This window comes from Micromonospora sp. CNZ299, assembly GCF_002754415.1.
Genome location: NZ_PEFG01000001.1, coordinates 1306073 through 1328864, shown reverse-complemented (window position 1 = coordinate 1328864; position 22792 = coordinate 1306073). Strand labels below are relative to the sequence as shown.

21 protein-coding genes are annotated in these 22792 nt (G+C 70.2%); 12 read left to right on the top strand and 9 right to left on the bottom strand.

Annotated features, from left to right (window positions below; all coding sequences use genetic code 11):
* Nucleotides 1–45: 45 nt before the first annotated feature.
* Nucleotides 46–1551, top strand: a complete 1506-nt coding sequence (locus CLT68_RS06350; RefSeq protein ID WP_099849458.1) for a glycosyltransferase family 87 protein — start codon at nt 46–48, stop codon at nt 1549–1551.
* Nucleotides 1552–1668: 117 nt separating this feature from the next.
* Here CLT68_RS06350 and CLT68_RS06345 read toward each other — a convergent pair whose 3' ends face one another.
* Nucleotides 1669–4029: a hypothetical protein gene (locus tag CLT68_RS06345; protein ID WP_099849456.1), complete on the bottom strand. Its 2361-nt coding sequence runs from the start codon at nt 4027–4029 to the stop codon at nt 1669–1671.
* On the bottom strand, nt 4026–4817 hold the full coding sequence (locus tag CLT68_RS06340) for a deoxyribonuclease IV (RefSeq protein ID WP_099849454.1): 792 nt from the start codon (nt 4815–4817) through the stop codon (nt 4026–4028). The genes CLT68_RS06345 and CLT68_RS06340 overlap by 4 nt, the downstream gene beginning before the upstream one ends.
* A gap of 635 nt (nt 4818–5452) precedes the next feature.
* On the opposite strand from CLT68_RS06340, the gene rpsF reads away from it, so the two are divergent.
* The 4 genes from rpsF (at nt 5453) to rplI (ending at nt 7114) form a co-directional block, all read left to right on the top strand.
* Entirely contained in the window at nt 5453–5743 is a 291-nt protein-coding gene (gene rpsF / locus CLT68_RS06335; protein WP_036391391.1) for a 30S ribosomal protein S6, read from the top strand.
* A gap of 80 nt (nt 5744–5823) precedes the next feature.
* Nucleotides 5824–6372, top strand: a complete 549-nt coding sequence (locus CLT68_RS06330) for a single-stranded DNA-binding protein (protein WP_199176997.1) — start codon at nt 5824–5826, stop codon at nt 6370–6372.
* Nucleotides 6372–6653 (top strand): 30S ribosomal protein S18, encoded by a 282-nt coding sequence (gene rpsR, locus CLT68_RS06325; RefSeq protein WP_051723758.1) that lies wholly within the window; start codon nt 6372–6374, stop codon nt 6651–6653. Before CLT68_RS06330 ends, rpsR begins: the two co-directional genes overlap by 1 nt.
* A 14-nt stretch (nt 6654–6667) precedes the next feature.
* A complete protein-coding gene (rplI, locus tag CLT68_RS06320; protein ID WP_088950772.1) occupies nt 6668–7114 on the top strand; it encodes a 50S ribosomal protein L9 in 447 nt (148 codons plus the stop codon).
* A gap of 157 nt (nt 7115–7271) precedes the next feature.
* Here the strand turns inward: rplI and CLT68_RS06315 are convergent, their stop codons facing one another.
* A complete protein-coding gene (locus CLT68_RS06315) occupies nt 7272–8804 on the bottom strand; it encodes a hypothetical protein (RefSeq protein WP_099849453.1) in 1533 nt (510 codons plus the stop codon).
* 397 nt (nt 8805–9201) lie between these two features.
* On the opposite strand from CLT68_RS06315, the gene dnaB reads away from it, so the two are divergent.
* Nucleotides 9202–10605 (top strand): replicative DNA helicase, encoded by a 1404-nt coding sequence (dnaB, locus tag CLT68_RS06310; protein WP_099849451.1) that lies wholly within the window; start codon nt 9202–9204, stop codon nt 10603–10605.
* On the top strand, nt 10602–11537 hold the full coding sequence (locus tag CLT68_RS32810; protein ID WP_158240866.1) for a hypothetical protein: 936 nt from the start codon (nt 10602–10604) through the stop codon (nt 11535–11537). Before dnaB ends, CLT68_RS32810 begins: the two co-directional genes overlap by 4 nt.
* 70 nt (nt 11538–11607) lie before the next feature.
* On the opposite strand, the gene CLT68_RS06305 is transcribed toward CLT68_RS32810, so the two are convergent.
* From CLT68_RS06305 to CLT68_RS06285, 5 genes are all read right to left on the bottom strand, one after another.
* Nucleotides 11608–12285, bottom strand: a complete 678-nt coding sequence (locus tag CLT68_RS06305) for a maleylpyruvate isomerase N-terminal domain-containing protein (RefSeq protein ID WP_099849450.1) — start codon at nt 12283–12285, stop codon at nt 11608–11610.
* Nucleotides 12286–12392: 107 nt separating this feature from the next.
* Nucleotides 12393–12764: a TFIIB-type zinc ribbon-containing protein gene (locus CLT68_RS06300; RefSeq protein WP_088950768.1), complete on the bottom strand. Its 372-nt coding sequence runs from the start codon at nt 12762–12764 to the stop codon at nt 12393–12395.
* Nucleotides 12757–13419: a phosphoribosyltransferase gene (locus CLT68_RS06295; protein ID WP_099849448.1), complete on the bottom strand. Its 663-nt coding sequence runs from the start codon at nt 13417–13419 to the stop codon at nt 12757–12759. Before CLT68_RS06295 ends, CLT68_RS06300 begins: the two co-directional genes overlap by 8 nt.
* A gap of 41 nt (nt 13420–13460) precedes the next feature.
* Entirely contained in the window at nt 13461–14804 is a 1344-nt protein-coding gene (locus tag CLT68_RS06290; RefSeq protein WP_099849447.1) for a glycosyltransferase family 87 protein, read from the bottom strand.
* A gap of 49 nt (nt 14805–14853) precedes the next feature.
* On the bottom strand, nt 14854–17385 hold the full coding sequence (locus tag CLT68_RS06285; protein ID WP_099849445.1) for a bifunctional diguanylate cyclase/phosphodiesterase: 2532 nt from the start codon (nt 17383–17385) through the stop codon (nt 14854–14856).
* 868 nt (nt 17386–18253) lie between these two features.
* On the opposite strand from CLT68_RS06285, the gene CLT68_RS33670 reads away from it, so the two are divergent.
* From CLT68_RS33670 to CLT68_RS06265, 5 genes are all read left to right on the top strand, one after another.
* Entirely contained in the window at nt 18254–18562 is a 309-nt protein-coding gene (locus CLT68_RS33670) for a BTAD domain-containing putative transcriptional regulator (protein ID WP_486482414.1), read from the top strand.
* A gap of 10 nt (nt 18563–18572) precedes the next feature.
* Complete coding sequence (gene moaC, locus CLT68_RS06280) at nt 18573–19064, top strand: cyclic pyranopterin monophosphate synthase MoaC (RefSeq protein ID WP_099856846.1); 492 nt, start codon at nt 18573–18575, stop codon at nt 19062–19064.
* A complete protein-coding gene (locus tag CLT68_RS06275; RefSeq protein ID WP_088952101.1) occupies nt 19061–19531 on the top strand; it encodes a MogA/MoaB family molybdenum cofactor biosynthesis protein in 471 nt (156 codons plus the stop codon). Before moaC ends, CLT68_RS06275 begins: the two co-directional genes overlap by 4 nt.
* Before the next feature lie 75 nt (nt 19532–19606).
* Nucleotides 19607–20863: a molybdopterin molybdotransferase MoeA gene (locus tag CLT68_RS06270; protein ID WP_099849443.1), complete on the top strand. Its 1257-nt coding sequence runs from the start codon at nt 19607–19609 to the stop codon at nt 20861–20863.
* Nucleotides 20860–21288 (top strand): molybdenum cofactor biosynthesis protein MoaE, encoded by a 429-nt coding sequence (locus tag CLT68_RS06265; protein ID WP_088950761.1) that lies wholly within the window; start codon nt 20860–20862, stop codon nt 21286–21288. Before CLT68_RS06270 ends, CLT68_RS06265 begins: the two co-directional genes overlap by 4 nt.
* A gap of 4 nt (nt 21289–21292) precedes the next feature.
* On the opposite strand, the gene CLT68_RS06260 is transcribed toward CLT68_RS06265, so the two are convergent.
* Nucleotides 21293–22738 carry a glycosyltransferase 87 family protein gene (locus CLT68_RS06260; protein WP_099849441.1) on the bottom strand — a complete coding sequence of 482 codons (1446 nt, stop codon included), beginning with the start codon at nt 22736–22738 and terminating at the stop codon, nt 21293–21295.
* Between the last annotated feature and the right edge of the window lie 54 nt (nt 22739–22792).

Sequence of the window (22792 nt, the reverse complement as noted above, 5' to 3'; positions counted from 1 at the left end):
CCGGGACGGGACGGACACCCCCGTCGTACGGCAGGATGCCTCTTCATGAGCACCCAGTCGACGCCCGGCATCGACGACGCCGGTACCACCGACCACCCGTCCCGCTCCGACGGGTTCGTCCGCGGCATGTCCAGCGCGATCGGCGGCCCGCTGGGCGACCACGCGACCGCACTGGACCGGCCGGCAGGCCAGGAACGTCGCTTCTGGACCGCGGTCCGGATCGTGCTGGCGCTGGCGTGTCTCACGCTCGCGCTGCACTGGGTGCAGAAGTCCCCCTGCCAGGACGGCGCCTGGCAGAACAACGTCCAGTACACCCGGTTCTGCTACACCGACGTCCTCGCCCTCTACTACGCCGAGGGGCTCAACGAGGGCAAGGTGCCCTACCGTGACCACCCGGTCGAGTACCCGGTGCTGACCGGCTACTTCATGGGGGCGCTGGGCCTGCCGGTACACGCCATCGGCGAGGGCGACCCGAGCATCAACCAGGCCCAGTGGTTCTACAACCTCAACGCGTTGGTGCTGGGCGCCCTCGCGGTGGCCACCGTGGCGGTGATCCTGGCCCTGCGCCGCCGACGACCCTGGGACGCCGCGTTGTTCGCGCTGGCCCCGGCGCTGCTGCTCACGGCCACCGTCAACTGGGACCTGCTCGCCATCGGGCTGGCCGCCTTCGGTCTGCTGGCCTGGGCTCGGAAACGACCAGCGGTGGCCGGCGTGCTGCTCGGGCTCGCCGGTGCGGCGAAGCTGTGGCCGCTGTTCCTGCTCGGGCCGCTCCTCGTCCTGGCGCTGCGGGCCGACCGGATCCGCGCCGCGCTCATCGCCACCGGCACGGCGATCGCCGCGTTGGTGCTGGTGAACCTGCCGGCCGCCCGGGCATACCCGGAGAACTGGGACCGGTTCTTCGAGCTGAACACCACCCGGCCCATCGACTGGGGCACGCTCTGGTACATCGGCCGCTACCTGGACGGCAAGGTCGGCAACGACCCCGCCCAACTCGGGCCGTTCGAGTGGCTGAACGCCAACATCCCCGCCCTCAACACCATCTCGTACGCGCTGTTCGGGTTGGCCTGTCTCGGCGTGGCCGCGCTGACGCTGCGGGCACCGCGTCGCCCGCGGCTGGCGCAGGTCGCTTTCCTGGTGGTCGCCGCGTTCCTCATCTTCAGCAAGGTCTGGTCTCAGCAGTTCGTGCTGTGGCTGCTGCCGCTGGTGGTGCTGGCCCGACCCAAGTGGGGCGCCTTCCTGGCCTGGCAGATCGCCGAGGTCTGCTACTTCGTCGCCTTCTACGGAGAGCTGCTCGGGGCGGCGACCAGCCGTCCCGTCTTCCCGGAGGGGGTGTTCGTGCTGGCCTCGACGTTCCGGCTGACCACCGTGGTGGTGCTCTGCGTGCTGGTCGTCAAGGAGATCCTGCACCCCGAGCGGGACGCGGTCCGGGCGACCTATCCGGACGACCCGGACGGTGGCGTGCTCGACGGCGCACGAGATGCCCCCTGGGTAGACCGCTGGCGCCGCAAAGAGACCAGCGAACCCCACCCCGAACCCATCGCCGCCACCTGACACCAGCGCGAACGCGGCCCGGGCCACGTCAGGGTTTGCGGGGGAGCCCGCCCGGCGCAGGGATCAAGCCTGACCGCCCGGAGCCGGGTGGGCTCCCCCGCAAACCGCCCTAGACCTTCACAGGCGGTAGACGACAGCGTCGCCCACGTCCTGCCGGCTGATGCCCAGCGATTCCACCGGCGCGTCGATGGTGATCTCCCACGGAGTGCCCACCACCTGCCCGCGCAGCAACACCACGGAGCGGACCCCGAGCGTGCGCAGGTAGTCGACGCTGGTCTGGTCGGGGAACGACTGGCTCACCCGACGGACGTCATCGAGCTGGCGCGGAGTGAAGCCGCTGCCGCCATTGACCACGTCGGGGAAACCGCTCGTCGACCACAGCATCACGTGCTGGTCCAGGCTCTGGTTGCTCGGCAGCACCAGCAGGGGCCCCTCGGTGGAACGCATCGCTGCCGGTTGGGTCGGCACCACCGGATGCGGCGTGGTGTTCAGGCCCTCGACGGCGACCAGCAGCAGCGGCAGCAGGGTGGCCGTCCGCAGCCACGGCCCCGGCCACGACGGGATCCGCTGCGCGGTCAACTCACGGACCCGGTCGGTGAGCGCGGTGACCGCGCCCGCCGCGAGCAGACCCAGCAGCAGCGTGGTCCACAACATCAACCGACCGGGGGTACGCAGTCCGTTCCAGCCCGGCAGGTGCTCGAAGAGCGGCACGTAGGTGAAGGTGCCGTCGAAGAAGCGGGTGCCCATCGCGAAGGCCATCGTCACCAGCACTCCGGCGAGCAGCAGCAGTCGGTGCCGCAGCCGCCAGACCGAGAAGAACAGCCCACCCGCGGCCAGCGCGTAGAGCACGAACCCGGGCAGCAGGGTCATCTCCGGGTGCCACGGCAGCGCTGCGCGTGCCCCCTCGTGCAACCCACCCCAGATCCGCGACTCGGCCGGTGCCGTCACGAAACCCGACGCCGGCGGCGAGAAGATGCTGATGTCGTCGATGGTCCGCTCAGCGTACGGGTGCAGCTCGGTCACCTTGAAGAAAGGGAACGCCATCAGCAGACCCACACCGGCGAAGAACAACCCGCCGAGCAGGTCCGCGAGGAACAACCGGCGACCGAAGGGCACGGCCTGGCCGGTGCGCAGCCGCCGCGCGTAGTAGAGGACGGCGGTGACGATGACCGCGCAGGCCAGGAAGTACGCGAACGGCAACCCGATACCGAAACCGAGGCTCAGCTGCCAGGCCGCCACCAGCCAACCGGCGTAGACCCATCCGTCGTGTCGGCGCTCGGGCCGGTAACCGTGCCGCAGTGACCAGCCGTGCCCGCGCGCCAACATCGCCAGCGCCAACGGGATCCCGCCGTTGGAGAGCACGTGCAGGTGCCCGGCCTGGGCCAGCAGCCACGGGGCGTACGCGTAACTGACGCCGGCGACGGCGGCGCCGATTCGGCCAGCCCCGAGCTGCCGGGCCAGCGCGTACGCCCCGAGCGTGGCGAGCGCGTGCGCCAGCACGAACATGATGTTGTAGCGCAGCACCGCGTCCTCGGGGCCGCTGCCGAGCATCCCGGCGGGGGCGTACCCGAGCAGGGTGTCGGAGAACGCGAAGCTCCACAGCTCGGGGAAGAACGTGTTGGACTGCCACAGGCGCGCCGGTTCAGCCAGCAGGATGTGCCCGGACCAGGCCATCTGCCAGGCCTGCAGGCTCGGGTCCCAGTAGTCCTGCGGGAGCGTGTAGCGGGGATAGCGCAACGTCGGCCACGTCATCAGCACAGCCAGTGCCAACGCGCCGAGGGTGGCCAGGGTCCACTCGTGGATCAGGAACCGGCCGACGGCTCCGCCCGCCCGGGTGACGATGGAGGGCCGCGGCTCCGGAGCGGAGGCGAACGCCTCCCAACGATCGGGGTCGTCCGGCTTGGCCTCATCGGTCTTGGTGTCACCGTCGGGCTTTGCCTGACCGTCGGTCCTGCCCGCTCGCCTGCCCCTGCTCCACCACCTGCCCTTGCCCGCTCCTGTGCCCTTGACCGGGACGTCTTCCGAGCCGCCGTCCGTGCCGTCCTTGGCCGGGGCGCCGTCCTTGCCCGCGTTGGTCGCGCTGTCGGCCTTGGCGGCGCCGTCCTTGGCGGTGCTGTCGCTGGTTGCGGTGCCACCCTCGGTGCCGCCCGTGGCCGCGCTGCCCTTCCGGCCGTCGCCCTCACCGGTGGCGGCGTCCCCAGCGGGTTCCTCCTTGGCGCCGCCACCCTTCGAGGGCTGCGGGTCGCCGCTCGTGGTGGCTCCGGTCGTGCCGCCGTCGCTCGACCGCGGCTGGTCGGTGACGGCCCCCGCGTTCGGCGCAGGGGTCTCGGCGGTCGGCGCGGAAGTCTTGCCGGAGACGGCGTCGGAGGTGCGATCCGGCTGTGCCGGGGTGCCCGAGGCGGAGGCGGATCGGGTCTCGGCGTCCGTGCCGGTGGGGGTGGGCTGGGCCTTCCCGGTCCCGGGCTGTCCGGTCGTCATGCTGCCGGGCTCGCCGTCCCGAGCTGCTGGCGGAGGAAACCGATGTCCGCTGTCTGGCCCTCCACGCCGCCCGGTGTCTCGACGACCACCGGGGCCCCGGCGGCCCGGATCACCGCGACGACCAGCTCCGGGTCGATCGTGCCCCCGCCCAGGTTGTCGTGGCGGTCCTGACCCGAGTTGAACGCGCCCTTGGAGTTGTTGGCGTGCACCAGGTCGATCCTTCCGGTGATCGCCTTGACCCGGTCGACGAGGCCGAGCAGATCCTCGCCGCCCGCGTACGCGTGGCAGGTGTCCAGGCAGAAGCCGACCTCGTAGTCGCCGATGGCGTCCCAGAGTCGGGCGAGCGCGTCGAGTCGCCGGGCGCACGCGTTGTCGCCGCCGGCCGTGTTCTCGATCAGGACCGGCACGCCGAAGCCGCCGGAGTCGGCCGCGTACGCGAAGGTCTTGCGCCAGTTGTCGAAGCCGACGGCCAGATCGTCCCCGGCGTTGACGTGTCCACCGTGGACGATCAGACCCTTGGCGCCGATGGCGGTGGCCGCGTTGGCGTGCCCGAGCAGCAGCTTTCGGCTGGGAATCCGGATGCGGTTGTTGAGGGTGGCCACGTTGATGACGTACGGCGCGTGCACGTACAGGTCAACCTCGGCCGTGCGCAGCTGCTCGGCGTCCTCCCGGGGCTTGGGTGCCTTCCATCCCTGTGGGTCGGCGAGGAAGAACTGCACGGTGTCGGCGGACCGGGCGGCCGCCTCCGCCAGCGGGTCGGTCGAATCGACGTGGGCTCCGATACGCATGCGAGCGAGCCTACGTCGCGACCCCGACTGGCGGGGTGACGGCCGGGGCGGTGTCGCGTGCGGTCGCGTCACCGGACGGACCGACGATCGTTGATGGAATTGAACCGGCGACCAGCACCCGGTGCCGCCAGCGACGCAAGCCCGCGGATGGCGACCGGAGGTCGACGGCCGACAGCGAGGTCACCTCCGCCGTGCGGCCCGGCGTGGCGGAGGGGACCCCTCGCACAGCGATCGCCCACCGATGAAGAATCTCGGAAATTTGTGCTTTTTCCTCCGACAAGGTACGAGTGCCGTTGTATCGTCAGGTAACAACACGATAAAGCTCCGCGGGGCGTCTTCGGTCCAACCTCATCGGTGTGGTCGTTCCTCCCCAGGTCCCACCCAAGGAATGCGGACCAGACGCCCCGCGGCCTCGTAGACGGGGGTCCACCATCGGCCGGATGACGGTCGAATGGGGGCCCCCGTCGGCCTGTCCGGGCGCTGACCCGACCACCCCGGGCATGATCGTTCGGACCGGGTATCCTGGTCAGGTTGTCCGCGTCCGGTCGGGTTCCCCTGGCATGTGCGGGCAGCGACACAAGACCTCCTGCCACGGAAGGACCGTGGCCGCTTAGCCCACAGGAGGTGAGCACGTCTTGCGTCACTACGAACTAATGGTCATCCTCGACTCCAGCCTCGAGGAGCGCACCGTCGCACCGTCGCTCGACACGTACCTGAACGTGATTCGGACCGCGGGTGGCTCGGTTGAGAAGACCGACGTGTGGGGCCGCCGGCGCCTCGCGTACGAGATCAACAAAAAGGCCGAAGGCATCTACGCCGTCATCGACCTGCAGGCCACGCCTGCTGCGGTGGCCGAGCTGGACCGTCAGCTCCGGCTCAACGAGTCCGTGCTGCGCACCAAGGTCATCCGACCGGAAATGCGCTAGAGCATCCAACCCCGGTTCGTCCGGATCAGCCTCCGCGACTCTGTCGTACGGCTCTGCGAGCCTGTACGACGAGACGCTGAGTGCGCGAGGAGATGGTCATGGCAGGAGACACCACCATCACGGTCATCGGCAATCTGACCGATGACCCCGAGTTGCGGTTCACCCCCTCCGGGGCTGCGGTCGCCAAGTTCCGAGTCGCTTCGACGCCCCGTTTCATGGACAAGGCGTCGAACGAGTGGAAGGACGGCGAGCCGCTGTTCCTCGCATGCACCGTCTGGCGGCAGGCCGCCGAGCACGTCGCCGAGTCGCTGCAGCGCGGCGCTCGGGTGATCGTGTCGGGCCGGCTGCGTCAGCGGTCGTACGAGACCCGCGAGGGTGAGAAGCGCACTGTCATCGAGCTTGAGGTCGACGAGATCGGCCCGTCGCTGCGCTACGCCACGGCGAAGGTGCAGAAGATGTCCCGCTCCGGCGGCGGTGGCGGCGGCTTCGGTGGCGGCGGTGGCGGTGGCGGTGGCAACCAGGGTGGCGGCGGAGGCAACTTCGACGACCCCTGGGCTTCGGCTGCTCCCTCTCCCTCTCCCGCGCGTGCCGGTTCGGGCACCAATTTTGACGAGGAGCCACCGTTCTAATGGCGCCTAGCGCTCGCGATCGCAAACCAGGAGCACGTGCAACGGCCAAGGCTGCGGCACTGCGCAAGCCCAAGAAGAAGGTGAACCCGCTCGACAAGGACGGGATCGCCTACATCGATTACAAGGACACCGCGCTGCTGCGCAAGTTCATCTCCGATCGCGGCAAGATCCGCGCTCGTCGGGTGACCGGCGTGACCTCGCAGCAGCAGCGGCAGATCGCCCGTGCGGTCAAGAACGCCCGTGAGATGGCGCTCCTGCCATACACGGCCACCACCCGCTGAGAGGAGGCACCGATATGAAGATCATCCTGACTCAGGAAGTGTCCGGCCTCGGTGCCCCGGGCGACATCGTCGAGGTCAAGGACGGCTTCGGCCGTAACTACCTGCTGCCGCAGGGCTTCGCGATCGCCTGGACCAAGGGCGCGGAAAAGCAGGTCACGGTCATCAAGCGGGCCCGTGGGGCCCGCGAGATCCGCGACCTCGACCACGCCAACGAGGTCAAGGCTCAGCTCGAGGGTCTCAAGGTCAACATGAAGGTCCGCGCCGGCGACGGCGGACGGCTCTTCGGCTCGGTCACTCCGGCCGAGATCGTCGACGCCGTCAAGGCGGCCAGCGGCCCGGTCCTCGACCGGCGTCGGCTGGAGGTGCCCGGTCACATCAAGTCGACCGGCACCTACCCGGTGAAGATCAAGCTGCACCCCGAGGTGACCGCGTCGTTCAACCTGAACGTCGTTCAGGGCTGACGTCCGAAACACCACCACGAAGGCCCGCACCGAGCGATCGGTGCGGGCCTTCGTGCGTACGTCATCTGAACCCGACCAGGCCCCGGTCGGTGCCCCCTGACCTGCCGGGCAGGTCGGGCGGACGCCCGGTCGGTGCCGCCCTCCCTCGCAGGGCAGGTCACCCGATCGGCTGGCCGGTCACCGCGCTGATCAACACCGTGGAGAGGCCGCCACCCACCACCGCCGCGGCGAGCGCGATGGTCGCCGAGCGCCACGTCGTACCCACCCGACGCAGCAGCGCTGCCACCACCAGACTGCTCAACAGCGCCAGACCGAAGCGCGGCGAGCCCGCGAGCAGCGACTCCAACGCGCGCGACCGGGCCGATTCGCAGCCACCCCCGCTGATGTCGGTCACACAACCAGCCGGCGCCTGGCTGTCCAACGTCAACAACCAACCGAAGATCAGCATCGCCGGCACCAGGTAACAAGCCGCAGTTAACAGCAATGGCCGGAAGGGCCCGCCCGGATCAGGGTCGAGCAGATCGTCCTCCAGGCGCCGCGAGAAGGCACCGCTGGCCGCCGACTCGACCCGCTGACGCACCGACGCCGCCCCGACCGCAGGCCGGTCCGGCCGACGCCGTGGCGCTCCGCCACGCGGCACCGGCGCACTGCGCGGTCGCGGAGCGGTGTAACCCACCACAGGCGACCTGGGCGCCGACGTCGCCGGATCCATCCACCGGGGGTCGTCATCGGCCAGCCGCGTGCCGGGCCAGAACCCGTCATCCCGTGCCGGCCAACCCTCCGCGGCCACGGACCGGTCCGAGCGCGGCGGCAGCGTACGGTCCCACTGGTCGTCCTCGATCGCGGACCGCTCCCACTGGCCGGTGCGGTCGGACCGCTCCCAGCCACCGACGCTCTCCACGGCCGACCACTGCCCGCTCAGATCCGTCCCGTCCGCCCCGGCGGCCGGCGGCCACGCGTGCACACCCGAGGCATCCCATGGATCCACAGCGGGCGGGTACGACGGCTCGGGCTCAGCCACCCGGTCGGATCCGCGCACCCACGGGTCGGCCGCCGGACGGGACCAGGACTCCTCCGCCGCACGGCGGCTACGCCGGGTGGGGCGGCTCACGTCCGGTTCAGGCGCGGGCTCGCTCGGGGCGGACTCCAGATCCCCGCCCGACCAGATCACCTGAGGATGGCCGGCGGGGGCGCGGCGGGGGCGACGGTCCTGGATCGCACCGGAGACCGGCTCGTCCTCCCCGGCGTCGGCGCGTCGACGGCCGGCGTACCCCTGGTCCTGCGGGCGGTCGAGCGTCCATTCCCGCGTGTGGTCGGAGTCCGGGCCGGCACCGATCGCCGCCTGTTCGCGCCAACCCGCCTCGCTGCGCCGACCTCGGCCGCTCGGCGCCTCGGCAGAGCGTCGGCCAGGACCGGAGGTGGGCCGCTCGCGTTCGTCCTCGTCCGGTGCCGCGTGACGCCCGCCGCCGTCAGCGTGCCGGACACCCGACTCCAACGCCCACCGAGGCAGGTAGGCGTCGACGGGCTCGTCCTGGCCCCGGTCCAGTGCACGCCGCCGACTGGAGGTGCGGTATCGCCCATCCTCGTCGTACGGGTCGACCGGAACGGACGCCGCGCGTTCGCCCCACGAGGCGGTCGGCTGGCGCTCGCGCGGGCTGCCATCCCCGCGTCCCCAGTCCCGGTAACTCACGGCCGGAGTGTGACCCTTCTGAACCGAAAGCGGAATCCGCTGTCCAGGTGTAGCCGTTCGCTGGAGATAGTACGGGACGATCGTGTCACAGGCCCGACCGAAATATCTTCCTCCACAGGCTGGGGAGCACGTTTCCGCAGGTCAACGAGTTATGGCGAAGAATTCCCCAACAGTTTTCCACAGGCTGTGCACACGCCGCGCACATGCTGTCCCCCGGCATCCACAGGTTGTCCCAAGGCTCGTCCACCGGCGTTGTTGAGTCTCTGACCTCGGGGTCCGTATGGTTGGCCCTCGACCGCCGGCGCGATGGCCCCCGATCGACCGGCCCGGTCGGACGGAAGTGTCGCACCCCAGCGGTAGAGCTGGAATCAGATCCGGCGCAGTGGAGGGGGGACCCGTGTCGGTCACCGACGACATGCGGGCAGAGTCACGCTCCGGCGGAGGCCAGCCACCTGCGCCGCGGGACGGCCATTTCGACAAGACTCCGCCCCAGGACGTTGCCGCCGAGCAGTGCGTCCTCGGCGGCATGCTGCTCTCCAAGGACGCCATCGCCGACGTCGTCGAGATCCTCAAGACCAACGACTTCTACCGGCCGGTGCACGCCACCATCTTCGACATCATCCTGGACATCTACGGCCGGGGTGAGCCGGCCGACTCGATCACCGTCGCGGCGGCGCTCGCCGACTCCGGCGATCTCGTCCGCATCGGTGGCGCGCCCTACCTGCACACCCTCATCGCCAGCGTGCCGACCGCCGCGAACGCGGCCTACTACGCGCGGATCGTCAGCGAACGGGCGGTGCTGCGCCGCCTGGTCGAGGCCGGCACCAAGATCGTGCAGTTGGGCTACGGCACCGCCAGCGGCGGCAGCCGCGACGTGGACGACGTCGTGGACCTCGCCCAGCAGGCCGTCTACGACGTCACCGAACGCCGGGTCAGCGAGGACTTCGCGATCCTGGCCGACATGTTGCAGCCCACGCTGGACGAGATCGAGGCGGTGGGGGCGACCGGCGGCATGATGACCGGCGTGCCGACCGGCTTCAGCGACCTGGATCGACTGCTCAACGGCCTGCACGCCGGCCAATTGATCATCGTGGCAGGCAGGCCGGGTTTGGGCAAATCGACCGCTAGTATGGACTTTGCCCGAAATGCCGCGATTCGTGCCAACCAGGCCGCCGCGATCTTCTCGCTGGAAATGAGCAAGGTCGAGATCGTCATGCGACTGCTCTCCGCCGAGGCGCGGGTGCCGCTGCACGTGTTGCGCAGCGGGCAGCTCTCCGACGACGACTGGACCAAGCTGGCCCGATGCATGGGTGAGATCAGCGAGGCGCCGCTCTTCGTCGACGACACGCCGAGCATGAACCTGATGGAGATCCGGGCCAAGGCTCGGCGGCTCAAGCAGCGGCACGACCTCAAGATGATCGTGGTCGACTATCTCCAGCTGATGACGTCGCCGAAGCGCACCGAGAGTCGCCAGCAGGAGGTCGCGGATCTCTCCCGTGGCCTGAAGCTGTTGGCCAAGGAGGTCGAGTGCCCGGTCATCGCGGTCAGTCAGCTGAACCGTGGCCCCGAGCAGCGCACGGACAAGCGACCTCAGCTGTCCGATTTGCGGGAAAGTGGCTCGATCGAGCAGGATGCCGACGTTGTAATCCTTTTGCACCGTGACGACTACTACGACAAGGAGTCGCCGCGAGCGGGCGAGGCGGATTTCATAATTGCCAAGCATCGAAATGGGCCAACCGACACGGTAACCGTCGCTGCGCAGTTGCACCTGTCGCGGTTCGTGGACATGGCCATCGGATGAGAAGCACGGGTTTTCGTCTTACGCCCTCGCAAATCGAGGAGGCCGTGCAGCGTGCGGCAAAGGGCGAGAGCCTCACTCGAATCGCATACTCGTACGGCGTCAGCCGGCAGGCGATCCGTGGTCTATTGCGCCGGCGAGGGGTGCCGGCACGGTCAGTTTCCAAGCTGACCGACTCGGAGTGCGTGGAGGCGGTCAGGCTCTATAACGAGGGCCTGTCGCTGACGGAGGTCGCCAAGAATTTCGGACTCACGGCTCCGGGGATGCGGGGTTTGTTGGTACGGCGCGGTGTAGTGATTCGGAGGGTCGTACACACGCTTCGGCACGACGCGTTTGACCTGTTGACGCCGGAAGCGTGCTACTGGCTCGGGTTTCTCTTCGCGGACGGGTGCGTCACGTACCGCGCGGGTCATCTCCCGCAGATCTCCGTTGGGCTCGCCCAACGGGACCGCGACCACCTGGTCTTGCTTCGTACGTTCCTAGGTTCGAGCAGCAGCATCTCAGCACCTAACCCCACACAGGGGTCGTGCCGGTTCTCGGTGCGCTCGACCCGCTTGGCCGAGCGCATGATCGCTCTCGGGAGATACGAAGGCCCGCTCGGCGAACGACTGGACGAGTCGCGTGACTTCTGGCGTGGTGTCGTCGATGGAGACGGTTCGCTTGGAACTTATCGCCGGCCGGGTCCTCGGCTGTCGGAATTCGCGCAATTCAGGTTGGTGAGAAGTCAACGCCTCTTGGGCGCGTTCGCTGCCTTCCTCAGAAATCACGGCATTTGCGGTCTTTCCGTTCGGCCCCACAAATCGATCTACACGATCGGAACGACATGTGGACCTGCCGAGAAAATAATCAGCTTGCTGTACGCGGAAGCGCCAGTTGCATTGTCGCGCAAGGCGAAAACCGCAGAGAAAATTCTGAGCAGCGGTCCGTCCGACTGATCCCTCGCAGCATCTCGGACAAGTCGGTCGACCGACCTTCACAAGCAGGCGGAAGTTGTCACATCGTCGGTCAGCCGAGCAGCGGAAACCAGCCCGCCGACTCGCCCAACTCCAGCCGGTCCCGTTCGGTGAGGGGCACGCGCCCGGTGGCCTTCAGCAGGAAGTCGTGGTCGTCCCAGGCGGTGGGGCGGACGGTGTCGTCACTGAGCAGACCGTCCATGGTCGCCACCGCGACTCGTACCGCCAGTGGGCCGGGCGAGGGCGCGCCGGGCAGGTCCACGGTCAGGTCCAGGTGATGCACGACGGCCTCGGTGGTCAGGGTCGCGAGGAAATCCGGTACGCGCAGCACATGCCCCTGCGTGGTCACGTACCCCTCGGGGTCGGCTGACGCGGCGGCGCGGACCGCCGCCGGGGCGGTCTCCTGCCAGAGCCGGACGATCCCGGTGGGACGGTCGAAGGCGGCGGCCGATCGGCGGACCCACCAGGCGTGCCGGGTGGCGTTGTCATCACCGCCGGGAAAGTCGCGCCAGTAGCTCACGTCGTCGACGTCGGCGGGGCCGTCGACGGGGCTGGCCAGTGCGACCAGTGCCCGTTGGGCGTCGCCGAGCACGTGCAGCAGCAGGTCGGCGATGAGCCAACCCTGGCAGCGGGTGGTTCGTTGCAGGCCGGCGTCGTCCAGGCCGTCGACGGCAGCGGTGATCCCGTCGTACGCCTGGGCCAGCGCCTCGTCCGGTCGGATCACCGTCATGCGAATCACCCTGGCATGGACGATCGCGCCCCGCCAACCATCGATGGGGTGGGCGGTGTGCCCGGGCCGACACGTCGATCGACCCGGGCGGAATGTCGGCTCTGGGCTCAGCCGAACATGTCGTCGAGGAAGCCCTTGCGCTTCTTCTGCCGGTAGTGCCCGTGGTAGCCGTGGTGCTGTTGCTGCTGGTGGCCGTACGCCGGCTGCGGCGGATAGCCGTGGGCGGGCGGGGGCGGCGGCACGGCACCGTAACCGGGCGGGGGCGGCGGGGGCGGGTAGCCGGCCGGCTGCTGGGCAGGCTGCGGCGGCGCACCGGCGCTCTGTTGGCGGCTCCAGTTGGCCTCCGCCTCGAACAGCTTCTCCAGCTCGCCGCGGTCCAGGAAGATGCCTCGGCACTCCCCGCACTGGTCGATGACGACACCGCTGCGCTCGTATTGGCGCATTTCTCCGTGACACTTGGGACAGGTGAGACTACTCATCGCCCGACGGTACCTGGTGGACGTAGGCAGTTGCTGTGAGCGCCTCGATGACTTCCTCGTCGGACACCTCGTGGAAGTCGTCGTAGTAGACGCTCACCGCGCCGAAATCCGCTGGGCGTTGGGCGCAGATGACCTGGTCTGCCTCGGCGGCGAGTAGTTCGTAGGCTTCCTGCGCGCCGACCGGGACCGCGACCACGACGCGGTGTGCCCCGAGTTGGCGGACGACCTCCACGGCGGCGCGGGCGGTCGCGCCGGTGGCCAGGCCGTCGTCGACGATCACCGCGGTACGCCCGGTGAGGTCCAATTGCGCGCGACCGCCCCGGTAGAGGCGTTCCCGGCGTTCGAGTTCGGCCTGTTCTCGACGGCTGACCTCGGCGATGTCGTCGCTGCTGAGTCGGCTGGCGACCGCGTCGTTGAGCACCTGGACGCCTCCCGGCCCGAGTGCGCCGAAGGCGACCTCCCGGGCCCACGGCATGCCGAGCTTGCGGACGACCAGCACGTCCAGTGGTGCGCCGAGTCGTTCGGCGACGACCCGGGCGACGGGCACGCCGCCGCGGACGAGGCCGAGGACGACGACGTCGGGTTCGCCGATGAGCGCGGTGAGCCGGTCGGAGAGCACCCGGCCGGCGTCGGCCCGGTCGCGGTACGTCGTCATGTCTTCAGGTCTACGCCCTGACGCGTCGTTCCGCCCGCCAGTTACGCGGAAGTGGCCCGACCGGGCAGGTGGTCGGGGACCGGGGTCGGCGGTGTGTCGACCGGGCGGTGCAGGGCAGGTGCCCAGGTGAGCAGGGCGAGCGGGTAGAGCAGGTAGCCGAAGCGGGTCGAGGGCATCAGGGCGATGGCGACGAGCAGCCCGTACCCGCAGATGAGCGCGGCGGCGACGGCGGTGCGGGGCGGGCGGCGGGCGAGTCGGACGGCGATGGCCACTCCCGCCGCGACCAGCAGTGCGGCGGCGATCAGCCGGCCGGCGGGCAGTGCGGTGGCGATCAGGTAGCCGGGGAACGGGGACTGTGCGGGGCTGGTGACCAGGCCGTGGCCGAGGGGGAAGCGCAGCACGTTCTCGGTCAGCGCGTCCCGGTCGACCAGCATGGCGGGCAGGAGGGCGGCGACGGGCAGGCCGATCGCGCCGGCGGCGACCCGGGTGCCGGCGCGCCGGGTCAGACCCCAGACGATCAGGACCAGGGCGACCGGCCAGGCGAACAGCTTCAGTGCGCCGGCCAGGCCGACCGCGAGGCCGGCCCGGCCGGGTCGGTCGGTGGCGGCGAGTGCGAGGGCCAGCAGGCAGAGCGCGAGTACGGGCAGGTCGTCGCCGCCGGTGGCGAGGGTGAGGGCGCAGATCGGCAGTACGGTGGCGGCCTGCACGCCGCGCAGCAACGCGGCGTCCCGGCGGTGGCGTGTGTCGACCTGGTGGGTGGCGGTCGGTGTTCTGCGCAGGGCGGCCACGGCCAGGGCGAGCGCGAGTGCGGTGCCCACCGCGAACCAGACCCGGGAGTCGGTCCACCAGGTGTCGGCCAGGGCTCTGGGCAGGCCGAACATCGCCATGCCGGGCTGGTACGGGGTGTAGCCCATGAGTTGTTCGCCGGGTGGCAGGGCGGCTATCGCGTCGGGCCCGAGATACGGCGTGCCGTGCTCCAGGAGGCGGGTGCCGGCCTGTTCCACGACCAGCACCTCCTCCTGGGCCCGGTCGGTGCGTCCGCCGGCCCGGTCGATGCTCTGCCAGAGCAGGGGCAGCAGTGCGGTGCCCGCCCAGGCGAGACCGGTGACCGCCCAGCGGGCCGGCAGCCCGACCAGGGGTGAGGTTGGGGAGCGCCGACGCAGCAGGAGCTGGACGAGCGCCACCAGCGTTGCGACCAGGTATCCGACGGCGGCGACGGCGCCCCACGCCCGGTGCGGCAGCAGGGTCGACGTGACCGCGGTGATCGCGGCGAAGGCGGCCGAGGCGGCGTAGAGGCCCAGGTCGAGGGCGAGTCCGCCGCCAGCGGCGTCGAGCGTTCGCCAGTGCCAGCGACGGCGGCGGGCGGTCGGGTCGTCGGCGATCACGGCGCCAGTCTGGCAGACCGGCCTGCGTCGGCACCTGGCCGATGCTGGGTCAGGCGGGCAGGTGCGGGAGGCGGTCGGGGCGGGAACGGCCGGCCTGGCGGCGGTTCTGGCTCAGCCGGATCACCGCGCCGGCGTCGTGCAGTGGCGCGGCCAGGGTGCCGGGTCGGCCGCCCGAACCGCGCTGCATCGCCGCGAGCAGGGTGCCGGCCGGCATCGGCCGGGCGAACAGGTGGCCCTGGCCGGCGACGCAGCCCAACTCCCACAGGGCCCGCCGCTGCGGTTCGCTCTCCACGCCCTCGGCTACGACGTCCAGGTTGAGGCTGCGGCCCAGGTCGAGGGTGGAGCGGATGACGGCGGCGGCCTCCGCCGAGCTCTCCATCGTCGTCACGAAGCTCCGGTCGATCTTCAGCTCGTGCACGGGGATGCGGGAGAGCAGCGAGAGTGACGAGTAGCCGGTGCCGAAGTCGTCCAGCGCCAGCCGGACACCCTCGTCGCGGAGCCGGCTGAGCACCCGGTCGACGACGTCGAGCTGGCTGAGGGTCAGCGTCTCGGTCAGCTCCAGCACCAGCCGGTCCGGTGCCAGGTCGTGGGCGCGCAGGCGGGCCAGCACCGAGCCCGGGAACCGCGCGTCGAGCAGGCTGCGCGGGGACACGTTGACCGCGACGGGGACGTCGAAGCCGGCGTCGCGCCAGTTGGCCGCCGCGATCAGCGCCTGGTCGAGGATCGCCTCGGCGAAGGCCGGCAGCAGGCCCGAACGCTCCACGGCCTCCAGGAATCGTAGTGGGTCGATCATGCCGTGGGTGGGGTGGTGCCAGCGGGCCAGCGCTTCGGCGCTGGTCACCTCGCCGGTGCCCAAGTCGACGATCGGTTGGAAGTTGACGACGAATTCGTGGTCGGCGACCGCCCGGGGCAGGTCGCCACCGAGGGTGAGGCGGCCAAGGTCGGCGGTGTCCCGGGTCGGTGCGTACGTGGCGATCCGCTGCCCGGCCCGCTTGGCCTGGTACATGGCGACGTCGGCGCGGCGCAGCAGCTCGGCCATGCCACCGCTGGACGGGGCGACGGAGATTCCGCCGCTGGCCTCGACGCTGATGCGCATGCCGTCCAGCTCGAACGGCTCGTGCAGGGCGGCGAGCAGGGACTCGGCCCGGTGTGCGGCGACCGCCGGGGCCGGCAGCCCGCGCAGGAGTACGGCGAACTCGTCGCCGCCGAGGCGGGCCACCAGGTCACTCGCCTGGGCCGCACCGCGCAACCGGTCGGCGACCTGCACCAGCACCTGGTCGCCGGCGGCGTGCCCCAGCGTGTCGTTGACCTCCTTGAAGTGGTTGAGGTCGATCAGCACCAGCGCGGTCACGCCGTCGGCGTGCCGGGTGCTCAACTGCTCGGTGCCCTCGTCGAGGAGGTGTCGGCGGTTGGCCAGGCCGGTCAGCGCGTCGTGCGCGGCGGCGTACGCGTGTTCGTCGGCCACCCTGGCCAGCTCGGCGTACGCCTGGGCGTTGCGAACGGCGGTGCAGAGCGCGGAGGCGAAGGTGTGCAGGGTGTACTGCTCCCGCTCAGAGAGTTGCACCGGGCCGCGGAAGCGCAGTCGAAGTATGCCTACGTCGACGGTGCGGTCGTGTCCTTCCAGCGGTGCGGGGACGATGGTGCCGTCCACGTCGGCGGGCGTGCCGATCGGGCCGTCGAAGGTGATGCCGCCGGTGCCACCGCGGACGGTGCGGCCGCCGTTGCGCAGCTCGATCTCGACCTCGTCGGCGGAGAACAACTCGGCGGCCTGGGTGACGGCGGTGGTGAGGACGGTGTCCAGGTCGACCACGTTGAGCGCGTCGGTGGTGCGGGCGAGTCGCTGCCACGCCTGCTGTTCGGTGCGGCCTCGAATGCGTGCGGAGTAGGCGAGGTGCAGGCTCAGGACCAGGGGTGGGACGGCGAGCAGTAGCCGGGGGTCCATCCGGATGATCAGCAGCGTGCAGGCCGCAACGGCGAACCGCACGGCGAAGCCAGCGAGCCGAAGGTCGAGATTGCTGCGGAAGTGCTTCGCGATCCTGGTCTGGGAGGCGAGCGCGATGACCGGAATGGCGAGCAGATCGTCCAAGAGCGCCGCGACCAGGTAGGCGAGCGCCAACGGCCCCAGCAGCATCAGGGGGGCCATACCCGTGGGCGGCCAGGTCCAGGTCGTCATCGCGAGTGCCGTGCCAGCGCCCCAGGCAACGATGACGTTCTTGCCGATACCGAAGGCCAGCTTCATCGGTGTGAGGCGAAGCGAGGCGAGGGCGATCCCGACCGCGGTGCAGAGCACGATCACCGAAGTCGGAGCGATGGCCGCACCGACGATGATCGCTGTCTCGTTCCAGCTGATCGACTGAGTCGTCGACCGGATCCGCACGCGAGCCTTGACCAGCGTGCCCAACGCGATCATGAGCGTGAGCATGACCAGGACTGCGGCGTCGCTCACCTTCTCCAGCTTCGCCGAACGCCATGCGGTCGGAAGTGACGTGGCGACGATGACCGCGGCAACAACGACGACGAGACCGACGAGCAGCAACAGCCGCCGATCGGTCTCAATCTCTCGTCGCTGAGGAAGGGTCATGCCGCTCCCGAAGGACTGCCTGCGCGTTCTCGCAGCCTACTGCCCGGGCCCTCAGAAGTCCTGTGTCGAACTTGTCAGTTCCAGTCGGTGCCGCGCATCGCGTTGCCCCCTTCTCGCTGAGCCAATTCGAGGACCTACCCAAAGTGGAGGTCTTCCTTGGAATGGCAGCTTAAGAGAAGGATCGGCAGGTTAGAAGAATTAAATGTCGGTATGCGCAACATTAGCCAAGTTGGCGGTTGTTTGTGACGTTCTGTCCATGGCTGCTGAACGGAGTGCGGTCGAACTCGCCCTTGCTGGATTCGTGAGACGGCTGGCAACTGCAGACGGTATCCGACGAGGTAATGGTCGCGTTATTCGCTAAGTCTGCGGCACCCCAGGAGTTGCCTCATCCGGAGTTTGGAGAGGCATCAACGCGACTCGGGCAGAGTTGACGCGTCCGAGGTTCCAGGCAGGAGGGGTAAAGGCGTCAGCCTTCGAGGGGATCGAGGGCGGCGACGTGGAACGGTTGGTGCCGATGCAACTTGCTGCCGACATGGTGCGGTTGCGGAAGGCAATGGACTGACCTTCCTCGCGGTAATCCCGAGGTCACCGACGGCCATCCTGCTTCGCCCCGTGAGCAGCACGTCACCGAAGCGAGGGCGCAGACTTCGCTGCGTGATCGACTGAATACTCGGCACGGCTCGAACGGGGCGCCGGTGGAGATTCAGGTTCTGGGCGGTCTTTCGGTGCAACTCTCTACCTGCATGGTGCGCCTCGGTACGCCCAAACAGCAGGCATCTTCGCGATACTCGCAGTGCAACCCGGTCGGCTGGTGACATTGGACGACCTCGTCGACGAGTTATGGGTCGATTGCCCACCGCAATCAGCTATGGCTAATGTGCGGACCAATGCGGCCAATCTGCGCCGGACTTTCGAGGCTGTCCCGGACGGTTACGGTGCCATCGAACGCCATCGAACGCCAACGCAACGGCTATCGACTCGTTGTGGACCCGGAACGGGTCGATGTCTTTTGCTTCGAGCTGGAACGGAAGCGGGTCGGGAAGCACTGGTGGCCGGTCGCCCGGACCGTACTCGCGAGCTGCTGGAGCGCGCCCTGGTTCGGTGGCGGGGTCCGATGCTCGCCGCGTCCCGCCGGGCCCGTCCTCGCCTTCCGAACGCCGTCGTACCGCACCGATAGGCTCACGACCGTGACCGAACCCGCACAGCTCAGCCACGTCGATCGTGCTGGCGCGGCCCGCATGGTCGATGTCTCCGCCAAGGCGGTTACGGGCCGGCTGGCCGTGGCCGCCGGCCGTCTGCGGACCACGCCTGAGGTCATCGACCTGCTGCATCGTGACGGGTTGCCCAAGGGTGACGCGTTGGCGGTCGGTCGGCTGGCCGGGATCATGGGGGCGAAACGCACTCCCGATCTGATCCCGCTGTGCCACCCGATCGCCCTGCACGGCGTCACTGTCGACCTGCGGTTGACAGCCGACACCGTGGAGATCACGGCCACCGCCCGCACGGCGGACCGCACGGGGGTGGAGATGGAGGCGCTGACGGCGGTTGCCGTCGCCGGCCTCGCTCTGATCGACATGGTCAAGGCGGTCGACCCGGCGGCCTCGGTGGAGGCTGTTCGGGTGCTGCGCAAGGAGGGCGGCAAGACCGGCGAGTGGGTCCGGCCGGAGGACCGGCCGTGATCCGGGCGCGGGTGATCGTCGCGTCCAACCGGGCCGCGGCCGGTGTCTACGCCGACACCAGCGGTCCACTGCTCGTCGCCGGCCTGCGCGAGCTGGGGTGCGAGGTCGACGAGCCGGTGGTGGTGCCCGACGGTGAGCCGGTTGGTGCCGCCTTGCAGGCCGCCCGCGCCGACGGTGTCGACGTGGTGGTGACCAGTGGTGGCACCGGGGTGACCCCGTCGGATCGCACACCGGATGTGACCCGGGGTCTACTCGACTACGAGATCCCCGGCATCGCCGAGGCGATCCGCGCGCACAGCCGCGACCGGGTGCCCACGTCGGTGCTGTCCCGGGGTCTGGCGGGGGTGGCTGGTCGGATGCTCGTGGTCAACCTGCCCGGCTCGACCGGCGGCGCCCGGGACGGCCTGGCCGTGCTCGGGCCGATCCTCGGGCACACCGTCGACCAGTTGCGCGGCGGCGACCACTGAGGTTCGCGGCTGCGCCCACCGACCGGTCCACGCCAGGCCCCGACGGGTGTCGGTCCGTGCCGATAGGCTCGGTTGGTGAGCACGGAAACCGCACCCACCGCGGATCGGGTCGTCGCACCTCCACCAGCCGGCTGGGAGGAAGCGCGGTCGCGGGTCTACGCGGTCGGTCTGGCCGCCGCGCTGCCCGCCGTCGCCCGACCGTTGGCCGACATCGACGGGTCCACCCTTGCTGAGCCGTTGACCACCCGCACCGACCTGCCCGCCTTCCCGACCTCCAGCGTGGACGGCTGGGCGGTGCGCGGCACCGGCCCGTGGCGGGTCGTCGGCCGGGTGCTGGCGGGCAGCACCCCCGCGCCGCTCACCGAGGACGGCACGACCGTCGAGATCGCTACCGGCGCCATGGTGCCCGAGGGTGCCAGCGCCGTGCTGCGCGTGGAGGAGTCCACGACCGTCGACGGTCTGGTCCGCGGCACTCCCCGGGAGACGCCCGAGTGGCGGCAACCCGGCGAGGAGGCGTACGCCGACGAGGAGCTGTTGCCGGTCGGCACGCCGGTCGACCCGGCGGTGATCGGCCTGGCGGCCTCCTGTGGGCACGACACACTGCGGGTCCGACGAGCGCCGCGCGCCGCGCTGCTCGTCTTCGGTGACGAGCTGCTGACCGCAGGCCCGCCGGCAGCCGGTCGTGTCCGGGACGCGCTGGGCCCGGCGGTGCCCGGGTGGCTGCGGCGGTACGGCTGCCAGATCCGCCCGTCCGACGTGGTCGGCCCGGTGGCGGACACGCTGCCCGCGCACGTGGCGGCCCTGCGCTCGGCGTTGGCCGGCGCCGACCTGGTGTGCACCACCGGGGGCACGATGAACGGCCCGGTCGACCACCTGCACCCGACCCTGGAGGCGCTGGGCGCCGATTACGTGGTCAACACGGTCGCGGTCCGGCCGGGTTTCCCGATGCTCCTGGCCCGGCTGGCCGGGCACGACGGGCGGATCCGCTTCGTGGCGGGGCTGCCGGGCAACCCGCAGTCCGCCATCGTCGCGCTGGTGTCGCTGGTGGCGCCGCTGCTCGCCGGTCTGCAGGGCCGTTCGATGCCGGTGTTGCCGCAGGTCACCCTGGCCGAGGCGGTGCCCGGTCGCGGTGACCACACCCACCTGGCGCTGGTCCGACTGAATCGGGCCGCCGGCACCGCGACTCCGGTGCGACACGTCGGTTCGGCGATGCTGCGTGGCCTGGCCGGCGCGGACGGGTTCGCCGTCATCAGGCCCGGCACCAGCGGCGAGCCGGGTGACCGGGTGCCCATCGTGCCACTGCCGTTGCTTCCTGGGGAGCGTGTTTCATGACCGCACCGGCGATCACCTTCGGCGAGGTCACCGACCAGCCGCTCGACCTGGCCACCCACGAGGCGGCGGTCGCCGACCGTCGGGCCGGAGCCGTGGTCTCCTTCCAGGGCGTGGTCCGCGACCACGACCATGGGCGTCAGGTCACGAGCCTGGAGTACGAGGGGCACCCGAGCGCCGCGCAGGTGTTGCGCGAGGTGGCCGCCGAGATCGCCGCGGAGCCCGACGTCTACGCGGTGGCGGTCTCGCACCGGGTCGGCCCGCTGGCGATCGGTGACGTGGCACTGGTCGCCGCGGTGAGCACCGCCCACCGGGCGGCGGCCTTCGCGGCCTGCGCCCGGCTGGTCGACGAGGTCAAGGCGCGCCTGCCGATCTGGAAGCGGCAGGTCTTCACCGATGGCACCGATGAATGGGTCAACTGCCCCTGACCGTTCAGCGGCGGCCGTTGACCAGCGCGGCCCTGGTGATCCGGTCGCCGTAGAACGCCGGCTCCGCACCGGGCCGCCAGGGCAGCGCGGCGACGAGCACGATCAGCGCGACCGCGAGCGAGTTTTCCATCAGCGCTCCGAAGAGACCGTCCTGGTAGTGCGACATCTCCGGTAGCTGGTGCTCGTACGGCCAGATCGGGGAGATCAGGAAGAGCAGATAGAGCCCGATCGCGGCGACCCCGTGACGGAGCCCGGTCAGAGTGGGATACCAGATCGGTGGGCGGAGCCCGTTGACCCCGGGCAGCCCGCCGAACACCGTCCCCTGGCCGGTGCGCTGTGGCATCCCCCGACTGGCCTCCCGGCGGCGCACGGCGGCGTCGGCCAGCACGATGATCGCCGGGATCACCCAGACCAGGTGGTGGGTCCAGGAGATCGGGCTGATCACGTTCGCGGTCAGGCCGACCAGCGTGAACGCGGTCAGCTCGTCACCGTCGGCACGGGAACTCGCCGCCCGGGACAGGCCCAGCGCCAGGATCAGCACCGAGAAGGCGAACCAGAGCAGCCCGGGGGTTTCGATCGAGTCGTACAGCCGGGCGAGCAGACCGGCGAGGGACTGGTTGGGTGTCATGTCCGCCGCGCCGACCCGTTCGGTCTGCCAGAGCACACTGCCGAAGTACGCCCGCGACTCGTCGCCAACGATCGCGAAGCTCGCCACCGTCACGCCGATCGTGGTGCCGATGGCGGTGGCTGCCACCCGCCACTGGCGGGTGATCAGCAGGTAGGCGATGAACAGTGCCGGGGTGAGCTTGACCGCGGTGGCCAGGCCGATGCCCGCGCCAGCCCAGGCGCCGCCGTAGAGGAAGCGCAGCAGGGGACCGTCGGTCGCGGCGTAGTGGGTGCCCCGGCGGGAGCGCCAGCGCAGGCCGATCAGGTCCGCCATGATCAACGCGAACAGCAGGATGTTGACCTGGCCGTAGCCGAGGGTCTCCCGGGCCGGCTCGATGGCGACCGCGAGCGGCACCGCCAGGGCCACGACGAACCACAGTGGCCACGCCAGCCGATCCACGATGGGGCGGAGCAACCCGGCCAGCACCAGCGCCAACGCGGCGATGCTGGCGGCGGCGTTGACCATGCCGGCAATGCCGATCGGGAGCTGCGCCATCGGCAGCATGACCAGGCCGGCGAAGGGCGGGTAGGTGAAACCGAGTGTGGTTCCGGGCGCGATGAACTCATAGAGCTCATGACCGCTCGCCCACCACACCACGGCACCGTGATAGATCTTCATGTCGAAGAAGTTGTACGGCCGCCCGAAGGTGCCGATGGCAAGCCATGCGGCGTAGGCGACGGCGGCCACGATTGCACCCCGTACGACGTTCCTGCGATCGATCCCACGCGTCACGCGTTGGATTGGGGCGAGGCGGTCCGCCCGTCTACCGACAGCCGTCGGCATGGCGTGGCCACCCCCATACCAAGGTCGTCCTACCCGTCCAGGTCCTGCACGGAG

Excerpts from the sequence above, each read along its gene's own strand:
- CLT68_RS06295 (WP_099849448.1), bottom strand. The coding sequence starts at position 13,419 with ATGACGACGTACCGCGACCGGGCCGACGCCGGCCGGGTGCTCTCCGAC.
- CLT68_RS06260 (WP_099849441.1), bottom strand. The coding sequence starts at position 22,738 with ATGCCGACGGCTGTCGGTAGACGGGCGGACCGCCTCGCCCCAATCCAA.
- CLT68_RS32810 (WP_158240866.1), top strand. The coding sequence starts at position 10,602 with ATGAGAAGCACGGGTTTTCGTCTTACGCCCTCGCAAATCGAGGAGGCC.
- rplI (WP_088950772.1), top strand. The coding sequence starts at position 6,668 with ATGAAGATCATCCTGACTCAGGAAGTGTCCGGCCTCGGTGCCCCGGGC.
- CLT68_RS06340 (WP_099849454.1), bottom strand. The coding sequence starts at position 4,817 with ATGCGTATCGGAGCCCACGTCGATTCGACCGACCCGCTGGCGGAGGCG.
- CLT68_RS06350 (WP_099849458.1), top strand. The coding sequence starts at position 46 with ATGAGCACCCAGTCGACGCCCGGCATCGACGACGCCGGTACCACCGAC.
- CLT68_RS06300 (WP_088950768.1), bottom strand. The coding sequence starts at position 12,764 with ATGAGTAGTCTCACCTGTCCCAAGTGTCACGGAGAAATGCGCCAATAC.
- CLT68_RS33670 (WP_486482414.1), top strand. The coding sequence starts at position 18,254 with ATGGCTAATGTGCGGACCAATGCGGCCAATCTGCGCCGGACTTTCGAG.
- rpsR (WP_051723758.1), top strand. The coding sequence starts at position 6,372 with ATGGCGCCTAGCGCTCGCGATCGCAAACCAGGAGCACGTGCAACGGCC.
- CLT68_RS06265 (WP_088950761.1), top strand. The coding sequence starts at position 20,860 with ATGACCGCACCGGCGATCACCTTCGGCGAGGTCACCGACCAGCCGCTC.
- CLT68_RS06305 (WP_099849450.1), bottom strand. The coding sequence starts at position 12,285 with ATGACGGTGATCCGACCGGACGAGGCGCTGGCCCAGGCGTACGACGGG.
- CLT68_RS06285 (WP_099849445.1), bottom strand. The coding sequence starts at position 17,385 with ATGACCCTTCCTCAGCGACGAGAGATTGAGACCGATCGGCGGCTGTTG.
- CLT68_RS06345 (WP_099849456.1), bottom strand. The coding sequence starts at position 4,029 with ATGACGACCGGACAGCCCGGGACCGGGAAGGCCCAGCCCACCCCCACC.